Source organism: Solidesulfovibrio alcoholivorans DSM 5433 (assembly GCF_000702665.1).
Classification (GTDB): Bacteria; Desulfobacterota; Desulfovibrionia; order Desulfovibrionales; family Desulfovibrionaceae; genus Solidesulfovibrio; species Solidesulfovibrio alcoholivorans.
The window spans coordinates 669,360-681,760 of sequence record NZ_JNJA01000001.1 but is presented as its reverse complement, the minus strand read 5'-3'; the positions used below and the strand labels follow the sequence as shown (position 1 = coordinate 681,760).

Here is a 12,401-nt window from a genome sequence, read left to right as displayed (position 1 = left end):
AACCGAACCTTGGAGGAAAGAGTATGACTGACGCCCCGTACAATCCCGAAACCGGCGAATGGACGGTGTTTGCTGACCCCAGGCCCGACAAGGCGGGTCCTTACGGGAAAGCTGTTGCTCATGTTCCCGGAACGCGCCCCTACTCCACGCCGACGCAAGTTTTGCTTTGGGGCGACGTGAAGCGCGCCGAAAGCTACTACCCCCAGGCCGCGCAACTGTTGGCGCAGGCGAACCGGGAGAACGTCAATGACCAGCCGTACTTTTTCAAGGAACGGAAGCTGGGCGGCGATGTTCGGTTCAAGTGTCGTCGTGATTTGTATCAGGACTTCATTGAGATTGAGGCGAAGCCGAAGCCGGTAAGCCCGGGGCCTCTTCATTTAAACTTTGACTCAAGCGCCGACGGCTTTTTGTCTGGCAACATTATTAAAGACAAAAATGTCGGCATGCCCATAGAGTACCCTGCCGAAATGGACGGTTATAGTTATCATCAACCGGGTATTGTTAAAGTCAACGGGGTGGATGGACTAGGAATTTTAGCAACAGATCCATGGAAAGGCCGTGCTTCAAGCGGCTCACTGTATTTTACTCCAAAAGAGCCAAGCTTAAATAAGACTATGTTCGTGTTGCTTAATTTCAGCAATGACGATTCTATAGATATTGGGTTTGGAACTGGCAGAATAAGAAAGGAACTTTGGTATGACAAGGCAACTTGTGGGCTAGATTTTAACTATAGCAGGTTACGCGGAGTTACAACTGTCAAAGAATATTCGTATGGTTATAGCTACGCATCAAATGACCCTGCATATTCGTCAATAGTGTCATTGAGGTATGATGTTTTGGAGTCTAAGCTAGATCCTTTGTATGGTGGCACCGTGAGGCGTGTTAACGCTTTGTCCACCCTTTGTATAAATGGCAGTGTTGTATTCAAAGGCGAAGAAAGCTATTCTTATGGCGGGGGAAACGGCCATAATGTCTATAGTCATATACAAGGTTCCATGGGGTGTTCTTTAAACTTCTCTCAATTTATGATCTGCGACCAATCCTTGTCTGGCGACGACGTTTGCCGCCTCACCGACGAGCTTGCTAAAAAGTGGGGTTTCTAGGCGGGGCAGATTGAACTAGCGGGTGGGGGCGGTAGCCGTCGCCAATATGGGAGCACTACGCGCGCACGCGCGCGAGGGATTTGGTGGAAACTTAGTGGTAACTGGCAATCAGTGAGAACACCATGGACGACGTTGACGAAGCCGAGCGCCGCCGGTTGCGGAAGCTGTGGCGAGAGCACTTTGCCGAGCACGAGAAGGTGGCGGCCGAATGGCGTGCCCGGGATTACCAGTACCCGCCTCCGGTGTTCCCGCCGTTCCCGGATGAATTGAGGGGCCTGACCTGTGGAGCCAAGACCAGGGCCGGGACACCGTGCAAGCGAAAAGACCTCTACACAAGCGCCCGCTGCCCGCTCCATGGCGGTCTGTCCACCGGGCCGACGACGCCCGAGGGCAAGGCCAAGGCCGCCAAAAACGGCCGCAAACCGAAGCGGAAAAAGCGGACCCCATGAGAGGTAGATAAAACTCTATTTTTTACGGCGAGTTTCGGTGACGGGATTGCCGTCAAGACAAAGTAACTTGAAGTGACTTGCCCGTTGGCCCGAAAAATACGGACAAATACGGCCGAGGCCCCGGCCCGGCATCACGTCGTCCGCAAGATTACGTACTCCAAGACCAGTTCCCGCATGTGGTAGAAAGACGGCGCGTCCAGCCCTCGCTGGTGAAGCTCCCGGGCTTCGTCATGGAGGTCGGCTTTCCGTAGCGCGGAGACGGCGGCGAGGTGAAACTCGTACATATCCCAGCCGGGGAGGACGGTAAGCGACGGCTTGGCCATGGCGGGCTGGTATCAGGCCGAGGCCCCGGCGGTCTACCAGTGGACAGTGAGTGGACACCTGAAAAAGGGCTGGCAGTTTACACCGAGTTTACACCTGAAAAAGCCCCCCGCTGCTGACAATCGACTTACACCTGAAAAAAGGGTAGCGACGTGTCATGATGAAGGGGAGAGATGAGAGAAAAAAATGCAGGGCGAGCACAAACCGGATAACTTTCCGGATAACAGGATTAATCCGAACAAGATTTATTCTGTAAGATAAGTAAGTTATGCCTTCAATGTGAAGTCCTCTCCCTCCGCCATTTTGCGGGCTTTGGCCCATTTTCAAAAAGTCTTCCCCCGCGCTGTCCCACTTCCCATAACAATCCCAAAGCCCGCCCTCTGGCGGCTTTGCCCTCTCCTCTCCATGTTGCTTTGCTGCCTTTGCCTGCCTCCCTCACGCAACCACTTCACCTTTGCCCGGACGTTTTCAACAAGGCGCGCCACTTGCGGGCGCATGGCGTCCTGGTCCGTACCGGTTTCGGCGCCGGCAGCACCATGCGCCGCCCGAAGTCCAAGCGACCGGGGACCGATGCCGGACAAGACCGTCGCTGCCGACCCGGGCCGTGGACGTGCCGGCTCGGCCGTCTTGCCGGACGTCGCGCCCGCCGCGAACGGACGGCCCCGCAAATTCCGGACCGACGGAAAATGAATCATGGTGGCTGCGTCCCGAGTGTGCTAACGAGGGAAGACAATGCAAAATGTCCTCATGCTGCACCCACCGTTGCCCTTGTCGTTCTGGAGCTTTCGCGAAACCCTGGCCATGACCGGAAAGAAAGCCCTGCTGCCGCCGCTGGGCCTGCTGACCGTGGCGGCCCTGCTGCCACGGGACTGGAACATCCGGCTGGTTGACCTCAACGTGCGGCCGCTGGTCGAGGCGGACTGGGACGGGATCGACCTGCTGCTCGTCACGGGCATGCTGGTGCAGCGCGAAAGCCTGCTGGAACTGCTCGCCGAGGCCAAGGCCCGCGGCATCGCCACGGCGGCCGGCGGGGCCTACCCCACCACTTCGCCCCAGGAGGTGCTGGACGCCGGCTGCGACTTTCTCATCCAGGGCGAAGGGGAAAACACCATCCCGGACCTGGTCGCCGCGCTTGCGGCCGGCCGCACCGGCGGCACGTTCGCGTGCGCGGACAAGCCCGCCCTGGCCGCTTCGCCCGCGCCCCGCTTCGATCTCATCAACCCCGGGGATTACGAATCCATGTCCCTTCAGACCTCCCGGGGTTGTCCTTTCGCCTGCGAATTCTGCGACATCGTGAGCCTGTTCGGACGGACCCCGCGCCACAAGACGCCGGAACAGGTCATCGAGGAACTGGAGGCCATCCGCCGGCTCGGCTTCCGCGGCACGGTGTTCGTGGCCGACGACAACTTCATCGGCAACCGTCCCCGGGCCGTGGCCCTGCTCGAGCGCATCATCGAATGGCAGGCCCGGTATGGCGAGCCGTTCGATTTCATCACCCAGGCATCGGTGAACCTGGGCCAGGACATCCCGCTGATCGACCTGCTGACCGCCGCCAATTTCTCCTATGTCTTCGTCGGCATCGAATCCCCGGACGAGGACGTGCTGACCGCCGCGCACAAGCTCCAGAACGTGCGCAATCCGCTGCTGGATTCCCTGCGGGCCATAAACGCCAACGGCCTCAGCGTCATCGGCAGCTTCATCCTCGGCATGGACGGCGAAAAAGCCGGAGCCGGAGAGCGCATGCGGGCCTTTGCCGAGGCGGCGGATTTGCCGTGGGTCATGGTCAACGTCCTGCGCGCCCTTCCTCTCACCGCCCTGTGGGACAGGCTCAAGGCGGAAGGCCGGCTGCACGACGGCATCGAGGAAAGCGGCTGGGACGCCCTGACCAATTTCACGCCCCTGCGGCCCATCGAGACGATCTTCGCCGAACAGGTCTCGGCCTTAAGCGCCCTTTACGCGCCGGGGGCCTACCTGGGACGGGTGCTTCGGGCCACGCTCGGCATGCGCCCGACCCGGGCCTCCATGCCGGGGGCCGCGCCCAGGGCGAAAGCCGATCCGGCCCTGGCCGTGGCCCGGAAAAACCCCAGCCCGGACTTCACGCCTCTGTTGCGCCTGCTCTGGCGACAGGGGGTGATCGGCGAGGCGCGCTGGCAATTCTGGCGGCAGTTGGCCCTCGTTGCCTGGCGCAACCCCAGCCGGCTGCGCCGCTACATTGTGCTCTGCGGCATGGGGGAAAACCTCTTTGCCTTTGTCCGCCACATCCGGGCCCAGGCCGAAACGCGGCGGTGCGCCCCGTCCTGTGCGCAGGCTTCCGCGATCGAACCGCAGCCGGCGGTCGCACCTCCGGCCGTGTGAGGAGCACCCGTCGTTTTTTTGGGGGGGCGATCCGCCATCCATGGACCGTTTCCCGCCCCGGCCCCGGCTGGACGAACCGCTTGCCGGGAGGATAGTGAAGAAGGCCGTCGGGGGGCGGCATCCGGGAACATGCCCGCCGCCACCCGCGCGACACCTTCATGGAAGCCACGACCGTCACCCGCTTTGCGCCGAGTCCGACGGGGCTGCTCCACCTGGGGCACGCCTTTTCGGCGCTCACGGCCTACTGCGCGGCGCGCGAGGCGGGAGGCCGGTTTCTGCTGCGCATCGAGGACATCGACCCCGTGCGCTGCAAGCCCGTCTTTGCCCAGGCGCTTTTTGACGACCTGCGCTGGCTCGGCCTGACCTGGGAGGAGCCCGTGCGCTTCCAGTCCGCGCACGGCGCGGACTACGCCGCGGCCCTCGAAATATTGCGGGAGATGGGGCTGCTCTACCCCTGCTTTTGCACGCGCAAGGAGATCGGAGCGCTTGCCGCGCCGCAGGAAAACGACGACGCGGGGCCGGTCTACCCCGGCACCTGCCGCGACCTGTCCGCGCAGGCGCGCGAGGCCCTGGCGCAAACCCGCCCCCATGTCTGGCGGCTGGACATGGCGCGGGCCTGCGCCCGGGCGGGAGCTTTGTTCTGGCATGACGCAGCAAAGGGCGAGGTCCGGGCCGATCCCGCGCGTTTCGGCGACGTCGTGCTGGCGCGCAAGGACGTGCCCACGAGCTACCACCTAAGCGTCACGGTCGACGACGCGCTCCAGGGCGTCACCTGCGTCACGCGCGGCGAGGACCTCTTCGCGGCCACGGACATCCACCGCCTCCTGCAAGCGCTCCTTTGCCTGCCGACGCCGCGCTATCGCCACCATGCGCTCTTGCGCGACGCCACGGGCCGCCGCTTCGCCAAACGCGATAAGGCCCTGACTCTGCGCTCCCTGCGCGAAGCCGGGAAAACGCCCCGGGACGTGCGTGCCATGGTCGGCTTCGGCGACCTGTCCCTTTGAGGGCTTCCGCCGCGACCGCGCCTACGCCTTGAAGGTGACATGCGCCCGCGACCGCAGCCTCCGTTCCATCTCCAGAGCCTGTTCGGCCACCTCCCTGGCACCGAGCTTTTCACTGAGGCACGACTCGATCCGAGAGAGCGGTCGATCGATATGCTGGAAGCAACCGGAGCAGAGATTCATGGAAAAAAGGAAAGACAACAAGCAAATCGCCACATTCTTCTGCATCGTTTCGACCTCGCCGACGCAACCACACGGCGCGTTCCACGCAGCGCTCCCGACTTTCTCTCGCGCGCATTGATATTGCAGGGTCTGCGAACGGGCCGACCCCAGGCACAGGAAGCCGCGCAAGTGTTTCCTTCCATGGTCCGCCCTGTAGTGCGCCGGGCACCTGTTGTCACTATAACAAATTGTCATGTGCGCCCCCGCCCGGGCAGGGCAGGCGGCGTGGCCGCGGCGGCCGCAACCCCGCATCCGGAGAATGGCAGCCGGGCGCGCGGCGCTGGGCGAAGGGTTGCGTGGGAGGCACGCGCAGGCGGCCGAGTGTGGCGGATTGTAAAAATACGGTCATATTTTATAGTAAAATATTTATTTCAAAGCATTATTCTCTTGATTTGATGCCCGAATTTCGTGAACGCGACACTAGTCGAGCTTGAAGCGCACGGCCAGCAGGGCCTTGCTCGGGACGGGACGGCCATTGCGTTTGGCCGGGAAAAACGACGACTTGCGGATGGCCCGCAGGGCCTCCTCGGCGAATTCCAGACCGGTGTGCGAGACGACTTCCGCATCGCGCAGCAGGCCCTCGGCGTCGATGGACAGGCGCAGGACCACCTTGCCTTCCTGGTTGTCCCGCTTGGCCTCGCTCGGGTATTGCGGCAGGGCGCGATGCCGGAAGACGGGGCCGTCTCCACGGCCGAACTGGCCCACGTACTCGCCGCCCCCCCCGCCGCCGGGGCCTTCCCCGCCGAAACCGCCCGGTCCGGGCCCCTGCCCCGGGCCCTTGCCCTGTCCAGGACCTTCCGGGCCGCCCGTGCCTGTTCCCGCGCCGACGCCCGTCCCCTGTCCCGCCGGTGCGACAGCGACCGCGGCAGGCGACGCCGCGACCGCCGGCCGGGCCTCGCGCGCGGCCGCTTGCGGCTGCGGCTTGCGGCGCGGCGTAGGCTCCGGCTTGGGTTTGGGCGTAACCGCCGGTTTCGGTTCCGGCTTCGGCTCGGGTTTTGGCTCAGGCGGCTTGGCCGGCTCGGGCACGGGCTGCGGCGCGAGGACCGGCTCCGGCTCGGGCGGCGCTTGCTGCGGCAACGCCTCCTGCGGCGGTTCGGGCGGGTCCGCCGCCGCGTCCTGTGTCGGGAACGCAGCCTGTGCTTCGGCAGCAGCCCCACCTGCGCCGCCGCCCGGCATTTGCCCGTCCCCGCCGCTGCCGCCGGGGCCGGCCAGGCTGCCGAGAGTCAGCTCCACCACGGTTTCCACAGGCGGTTGAGGCGGGTCCCAGGAAAAGACTCCGGCGCAGGCCAGAGAAAAAAACAGCATGGCGTGCAGCGTCAGGGACACGCCGAACCAGATGCCGGTCCTCTCGCGCAGGGCACGTGGCGCGGGCACGGCCTCGGCCGCCGGATCGCGCAGGGCGAAGCAGCATTCCCCGAGCCCTTCCAGTTCCTGCGACGCGCACAGCGCGCTCCCGGCGTCGGGACACCCCGGCTCCGGCTCCCTCGCGGAGAGGATCAGCTGGTTATAGTTTTCCATATCGATCTTGCTTGCGAACCAAGCGACAATAACGACTAGAGTGACGAAGGTACTCAAGCCATCACGGTTTTCATTAAATCGTGACGCCTTGCTATTTGTTTGAGCTTTCCCTATGAGACAGCCGTTGTCAAGGCATGCAACTTCGCCAAACGGTGCGTCTTTCAATCAGACCTGTACGTTTTGTGACAACATGCGTGTCGTCACATCACGGATCAATTGACTATCATGCAATTTTTACTATGCGTGACAGTCATTGCACTAGAGCATTTGCCGCGCGCTCCATTCCGCGACCCGTTTGGCCGCAGGCTTCGGGGGTACGGAAAAGGAGGACGGCGCGCGGAAACGGGCCGCGGGAGAGGCCTCCGCCGGATGCCGGCGGGATGTTGCGGCCCGGATCACCGGGCGCAAACGCGGTCGCGGGGCAGGCGTCTCTGTCACGGCTTCCCCGGGGGGGGGTAGGCCGCAGAGGCGCGCTTTCGTGACCGCAGCGCCGCGGCGACGGCGGAGTCGTGCCAAGACGTACCAACCGTAGAGCGATCAAGGGGAGGGAGTATGAAACGTTTTCTCGTCGTGTCGTCGGTCCTGGCCATGTGCCTTGCGCCGCTTGCCGCTTTCGCCCAGGGCGGGGAAGGGGACAACGTGGACGCCAGGATGGACGACATGGTGGTCACGGCCACGCGCACCGAGCAGCCGCTCAAGGAAGTGCCCGGCCGCGTCGCGGTCATCACGCGGCAGGAACTCAAGGACATGCCCGTGCAGACCGTGGACGAGGCCCTTTCCTACATCTCCGGCGCGCACGTGGAGCGCCCGAGCGGCATCTTCAGCTTCAAGTCCGTGGTGTCCCTGCGCGGGCTCGGCAACGAACAGGGCCGCACCCTGGTCCTCATCGACGGCGTGCCGCAAAACACCTCGGACATGGGCGACGTGAACTGGAACCGCATCAACCTCGAGGACGTCAAGCGCATCGAGATCCTCAAGGGCCCCGCCGCCTCCATCTACGGCAACAACGCCATGGGCGGCGTCATCAACATCATCACCGAAAAGCCCACCAAGCGCCTGTCCGGCGCGGCCTCGACCAGCTACGGCACCTATGACGACTGGAAGGTGCGCGCCGTGGCCGCCGGGCGCACGTCCGAGTCCTTAAGCAACGCCCTCTACGCCCGCGTCTCGGCGCTCTATCACAATTCCCCCGGCTACATGGCCACGCCGAGCGACGAGCAGACCCCCTGGTCGGTCGATTCCTACATCCGGGAAAAGACCGTCAACGCCAAGGTCGGCTGGGACATCAGCGAGGGCAACAACCTCGAATTCCAGTACACCAAGGACAACCAGAAGGCCGGCGAAGGCACGGAATACTTCGCCTACGACGGCGTGCACCGCGGCTACGACACCGACGCCTGGCAGGGCAAGTTCACGGGCTCCTGGGCGGGCTGGTCCACCATCATCAACGCCTATTTCACCGACATCCACTACGACCGCACCAACGAGTCCTGGAAGGACACCACGGACATCGACACCTACAGCCGCACCGACACCAAGGTGAACCGCAAGCAGTACGGCCTGCTCACCAACGTGTCCAAGGAAATCGGGTTCAACACCGTCACCGTGGGCTTCGATTGCAGCGTCGGCATCATGGACGGCACGGACTACTACCGCACCGCGCCAAACTTCGCCACGGACTACGGCAAGATCCGCAGCTACGGCATCTTCGCCCAGGATCAGCTCAAGTTCCTCGACGACCGCCTCATTTTCCTGGGCGGCCTGCGCTACGACAACGCCACCACCTTCGACGGCCACTACGACACCAACATCTCCAACCTCAGCAAGTACACCGAGTACTACCCCGACCATACCTGGGACGCCTGGAGTCCGCGCGGCGCGGTCAAATACTTCTTCATGGACAACTTGAGCGCCTACGCCTCCTACGGCCACGCCTTCCGCGCGCCGCTACTCGACGACATGTACCGCAGCGGCAAGATGAAGGGCGGCACCAAGATCTCCAACCCCTCGCTCGGGCCGGAACAGATCGACTCCGTGGAACTCGGCTCGGACTGGCAGCCCGTGGAAAATGTGCGCCTGTCCGGTTCCGGCTACTTCTCCGTCGCCCGCGACCTCCAGTCGTACATCACGGTCGCCTCCGGCATCTACCAGAAGCAGAACATCGGCCAGGTGCAGATCTGGGGCGCGGAATTGAACGGCGAATGGGACCCGTTCAAGTTCCAGAACATCGACGTGCTCAAGAAATTCACGCTGTTCTCCAACTACACCTTCAACGATTCCCGCGTCACGGATTTCACCGGCCGGCCCGACCTCGTCGGCAAGCTCCTGCCCATGGTGCCGCAGAACTCGTTCAACGTCGGGTTTACCTGGCTCAACAAGTACGTCAACAGCAAGGTCGCGGTGCAGTACGTGGGCCTCATGTACGGCGACGACCTCAACACCGACGCCAACATCATCCCGCCCCACGCCCTGCTCAACGCCAAGGTCTGGCGCAACCTGGACTTCCTCGGCAGCTACGGCGAGAAGTTCACCGTATCGCTTTCCGGCGAGAACCTGCTCGACCACCAGTACGTGGACGCCCACAACCCCAATACGCTGAACGTCGGACGGATGCTGTTCCTGGAACTGTCATGCAAGTTCTGAAAAAACGCGGGCTCACCACCGCCCAGGTCGTGTTCTTCGCGTCCATGGTGGCCCTGGACTTCGGCTGGGGCATGGTCTTTAAGACCGCGCTCCAGCTGACGGCCATCCATTCCGTGGCGCGCCTGGAAATGATCGTCTCGGTCATGCTCATGGTGCTCACCCGCCTGATGCTCGACCGTTTCGGCACGCTCATTGCCTACGAACTGGCCTGGGGGCTCCTGGCCGCCGTGTTCATGCCGGCGGCCGGGGGCGAGCCCGGTTTCCTCAAGCTCGTGCCCGCGCTGACCCAGGGCGTCGTTTTCGACGCCCTGTTCACCCTGCTGCGCCGGCCCCTGCCGTTTGGCCGCGCCTATGTCGCCATCCTCGCCGGCGGGCTGATCGGCCCGTCGGCCGCCATGGTCGTACGCACGGCCATGGGCGTACCCTGGGCCACGGCCACGCAGTTCCTCTTCAGCATCTCCCTGGTCACGTCCCTGGCGATAAACGGCCTCGGCGTCTGGCTGGCGCTTTCGGTCTGGAAACGCATCAACGGTCTGCAGGCCGTGGCCATGCTGCGCACGGCATGATCGCGCTGACGGGCGTCTCCTTCACCCCGGCCGGCGCGGACCGGCCCATCCTCGCGGACGTGCGCCTTTCCGTCGCGCCCGGCGAACGCATCGGCATCGTCGGGCCGTCGGGATCGGGCAAATCCACCCTGGGCTACCACCTGTGCGGCGCGCACCGCCTGGCCCTGGCCGGCGAAACCACGGGCAGCCTGCGCTACGACGGCGAGGACGGCACGGACGGCGCGCCGGACGGCTTCGCCGGACTCGTCGGCCAGAACCCCGAGGCGCAGCTCTTCTGCCGCACGGTCTACGAGGAACTGGCGCTCGCCCTTCGCGTGCGCGGCGAACCCGAAGGCCGCTGCGCCGCCGTGGCCGACGCGCTGCTTGACCGCTACGCCTTCGCCGGCAAGCGCGACAGGCCCGTGGCGACGCTGTCGCTTGGCCAGAAGCAGCTCACCGCCGTGCTGTCCATGCTGGCCATGGAACCCCGGGTGCTGCTCCTCGACGAGCCCACGAGCTACCTGGACGCGGCCACGGCGGACCGGCTTTTCGCGCACCTCGGCACGCTGTGCCGCTGCCATGGCTGGATCGTCGTCGTCATCGAGCACGACCTCGCGCGCCTCGGCGGCTTTGCCGAGCGCGTGCTCGCGGTGTCGGACGGCCGCATCGTGGCCGACGGCCCGCCCGGGCGCATCGTCCGCCGCGCACCCGGGGCGCTTGCCGCCGGGCTGCCGCCGTTCGCGCCTGTCGCGCCCAGGGAGCCGGCCGTCGCCTGCGAAGGCGTCGCGTTCGGCTACGCCAAGGACAAACCGGTGCTTGCGGGCGTGGACCTCGCCGTGCGCCCCGGCGAATCCGTGGCCCTGCTCGGGGGCAACGGCGCGGGCAAGTCCACGCTGTTGCGCCTGATCAAGGGCCTGGCCAAACCCCATGCCGGCCGGGTCCGCCTCGGGCCGGGGCTTGGTGCCGCGCGCGACGTGGGGCTCATGTTCCAGAATCCCGAGGAGCAGATTTTCGCCCATACCGTGGAAGCCGAGTGCGGCTACTGGCTGGCCAACCTGGGGCTGCCCGCCGAGGAGCGGGCCGCGCGCTGCGCGCCGCTGCTTGCCGCCCTGGGCCTTGGCGGCATGGAGACGCGCGCGCCGCTCACCCTGAGCTTCGGGGAAAAGCGCCGCCTGTGCCTGGCCGCGATCCTCGTGGCCGAGCCGGCCATCCTCTGCCTGGACGAACCGACCACGGGCCTCGACGACGCCAACATGGCGGCCATGGCCGCGCGCGTGCGCGCCCTGGCCAGCGCGGGCAAGGCCGTGGTCTTCGCCACGCACGAGGAGGCCTTCGCGACCATGGCCGCCACGCGCCGCGTCACCCTCGAAGGCGGGCGCATCGTCGCCGACGTCCCCAATGGCCCCAACGTCCCCGACGCGCCGCAACCGGAGGCCGCACCATGCTCCTGACGCTCAAGCGGTCCAATCCCCTGGCCAAGTGTCTCTTCGCCGCCTCGCTTTCGGCCTACGTCTTCTACTGCCAGGACTGGCGCGTGCTTGTGGCGCTCATCGTCGCCCTGGCCGGGCTGCTCGCGCTGTCGCGCGATTTCGACCGCACGGTGCTGCTCGTGCCGGTCGTTTTCGCCGCGACCCTGCCCACCCTGCTCCTGCTGTTCATCCTGGGCGGCATGGAAAAGGCCCCGGACTGGCAAACGGGCGTGCTCCTCGGTCTCTCGTGGCTCGCGGTCTTTTCCCTGCGCCTGTTCGTGGTGGTTTTGGCCGACATCCTGGTCGTCAAATGGACGACCTTCTCCGATCTGCTGCTCGCCCTGCGCGCCTTGCGCCTGCCGGGCAAGCTCGTGCTTTTCGCCTCCACCCTGGCGACCATGCTCCCCAACGTCTTCGCCCTGGCCATGCACATCCTCGAGGTGCAGCGCTGCCGGGGCTTCGCGCCGAAAAAACTCTGGAACCCGAAAAATTTCCTGCCCCTGTTCGTGCCGGTGTTCCTGGCGCAGATGCGCCGCGCCACGGACCTCGCCCTGTCCCTGGAGTTGCGGGGCATCTCCGGCCGGGCGCTTACCGGCGGCGCGCGCCTTTCGTTTCGCGCCGGCGACGCCGTGCTCGTCGCGGCCGCGCTTGCGGTCTGGTGCGCCGGCAGGGGTTTTCCGGGCCTGCCGGGCTAGTCCGGCTTGCCATTTTACGCACCCGGCGTTCAGATACGCCGGGACGCCTGCCCGGCGTCGCGCCCGAAGCGCCGCGCGGC

10 protein-coding genes are annotated in these 12,401 nt (G+C 64.9%); 8 read left to right on the top strand and 2 right to left on the bottom strand.

Annotation, left to right across the window (positions count from 1 at the left end; all coding sequences use genetic code 11):
• Nucleotides 1-23: 23 nt before the first annotated feature.
• From Q368_RS25510 to gluQRS, 4 genes are all read left to right on the top strand, one after another.
• The gene (locus Q368_RS25510) at nt 24-1,103 is read left to right on the top strand and encodes a hypothetical protein (protein ID WP_156955627.1); all 1,080 of its coding nucleotides are present in this window, start codon (nt 24-26) and stop codon (nt 1,101-1,103) included.
• A gap of 122 nt (nt 1,104-1,225) precedes the next feature.
• Nucleotides 1,226-1,552 carry an HGGxSTG domain-containing protein gene (locus Q368_RS26735; RefSeq protein ID WP_043784751.1) on the top strand — a complete coding sequence of 109 codons (327 nt, stop codon included), beginning with the start codon at nt 1,226-1,228 and terminating at the stop codon, nt 1,550-1,552.
• A gap of 1,053 nt (nt 1,553-2,605) precedes the next feature.
• Nucleotides 2,606-4,228, top strand: a complete 1,623-nt coding sequence (locus Q368_RS0103010; protein WP_052359993.1) for a B12-binding domain-containing radical SAM protein — start codon at nt 2,606-2,608, stop codon at nt 4,226-4,228.
• 158 nt (nt 4,229-4,386) lie between these two features.
• Nucleotides 4,387-5,232, top strand: coding sequence for a tRNA glutamyl-Q(34) synthetase GluQRS (gluQRS, locus tag Q368_RS0103005; protein ID WP_029457249.1), 846 nt, complete (start codon nt 4,387-4,389; stop codon nt 5,230-5,232).
• A gap of 21 nt (nt 5,233-5,253) precedes the next feature.
• Here the strand turns inward: gluQRS and Q368_RS0103000 are convergent, their stop codons facing one another.
• Together Q368_RS0103000 and Q368_RS23695 are read right to left on the bottom strand one after the other, a co-directional pair.
• Entirely contained in the window at nt 5,254-5,580 is a 327-nt protein-coding gene (locus Q368_RS0103000) for a hypothetical protein (RefSeq protein WP_029457248.1), read from the bottom strand.
• A gap of 291 nt (nt 5,581-5,871) precedes the next feature.
• Nucleotides 5,872-6,969, bottom strand: coding sequence for an energy transducer TonB (locus Q368_RS23695; protein ID WP_052359992.1), 1,098 nt, complete (start codon nt 6,967-6,969; stop codon nt 5,872-5,874).
• Between the two features lie 552 nt (nt 6,970-7,521).
• Between Q368_RS23695 and Q368_RS0102990 the strand changes: the two genes are divergently transcribed.
• The 4 genes from Q368_RS0102990 to Q368_RS0102975 are packed head-to-tail and all read left to right on the top strand — an operon-like array spanning nt 7,522 to nt 12,321.
• Nucleotides 7,522-9,612 (top strand): TonB-dependent receptor, encoded by a 2,091-nt coding sequence (locus Q368_RS0102990; RefSeq protein ID WP_029457246.1) that lies wholly within the window; start codon nt 7,522-7,524, stop codon nt 9,610-9,612.
• Complete coding sequence (locus tag Q368_RS0102985) at nt 9,600-10,178, top strand: hypothetical protein (RefSeq protein WP_029457245.1); 579 nt, start codon at nt 9,600-9,602, stop codon at nt 10,176-10,178. The genes Q368_RS0102990 and Q368_RS0102985 overlap by 13 nt, the downstream gene beginning before the upstream one ends.
• Nucleotides 10,175-11,608: an ABC transporter ATP-binding protein gene (locus tag Q368_RS0102980; RefSeq protein WP_052359991.1), complete on the top strand. Its 1,434-nt coding sequence runs from the start codon at nt 10,175-10,177 to the stop codon at nt 11,606-11,608. Before Q368_RS0102985 ends, Q368_RS0102980 begins: the two co-directional genes overlap by 4 nt.
• Nucleotides 11,599-12,321 carry an energy-coupling factor transporter transmembrane component T family protein gene (locus Q368_RS0102975; protein ID WP_029457243.1) on the top strand — a complete coding sequence of 241 codons (723 nt, stop codon included), beginning with the start codon at nt 11,599-11,601 and terminating at the stop codon, nt 12,319-12,321. The genes Q368_RS0102980 and Q368_RS0102975 overlap by 10 nt, the downstream gene beginning before the upstream one ends.
• The last annotated feature ends 80 nt before the right edge of the window (nt 12,322-12,401 follow it).

Coding starts and splice junctions, on each gene's coding strand:
- gluQRS (WP_029457249.1), top strand. CDS start 4,387: ATGGAAGCCACGACCGTCACCCGCTTTGCGCCGAGTCCGACGGGGCTG.
- Q368_RS23695 (WP_052359992.1), bottom strand. CDS start 6,969: ATGGAAAACTATAACCAGCTGATCCTCTCCGCGAGGGAGCCGGAGCCG.
- Q368_RS0103010 (WP_052359993.1), top strand. CDS start 2,606: ATGCAAAATGTCCTCATGCTGCACCCACCGTTGCCCTTGTCGTTCTGG.
- Q368_RS26735 (WP_043784751.1), top strand. CDS start 1,226: ATGGACGACGTTGACGAAGCCGAGCGCCGCCGGTTGCGGAAGCTGTGG.
- Q368_RS0102975 (WP_029457243.1), top strand. CDS start 11,599: ATGCTCCTGACGCTCAAGCGGTCCAATCCCCTGGCCAAGTGTCTCTTC.
- Q368_RS25510 (WP_156955627.1), top strand. CDS start 24: ATGACTGACGCCCCGTACAATCCCGAAACCGGCGAATGGACGGTGTTT.
- Q368_RS0102980 (WP_052359991.1), top strand. CDS start 10,175: ATGATCGCGCTGACGGGCGTCTCCTTCACCCCGGCCGGCGCGGACCGG.
- Q368_RS0102985 (WP_029457245.1), top strand. CDS start 9,600: ATGCAAGTTCTGAAAAAACGCGGGCTCACCACCGCCCAGGTCGTGTTC.
- Q368_RS0102990 (WP_029457246.1), top strand. CDS start 7,522: ATGAAACGTTTTCTCGTCGTGTCGTCGGTCCTGGCCATGTGCCTTGCG.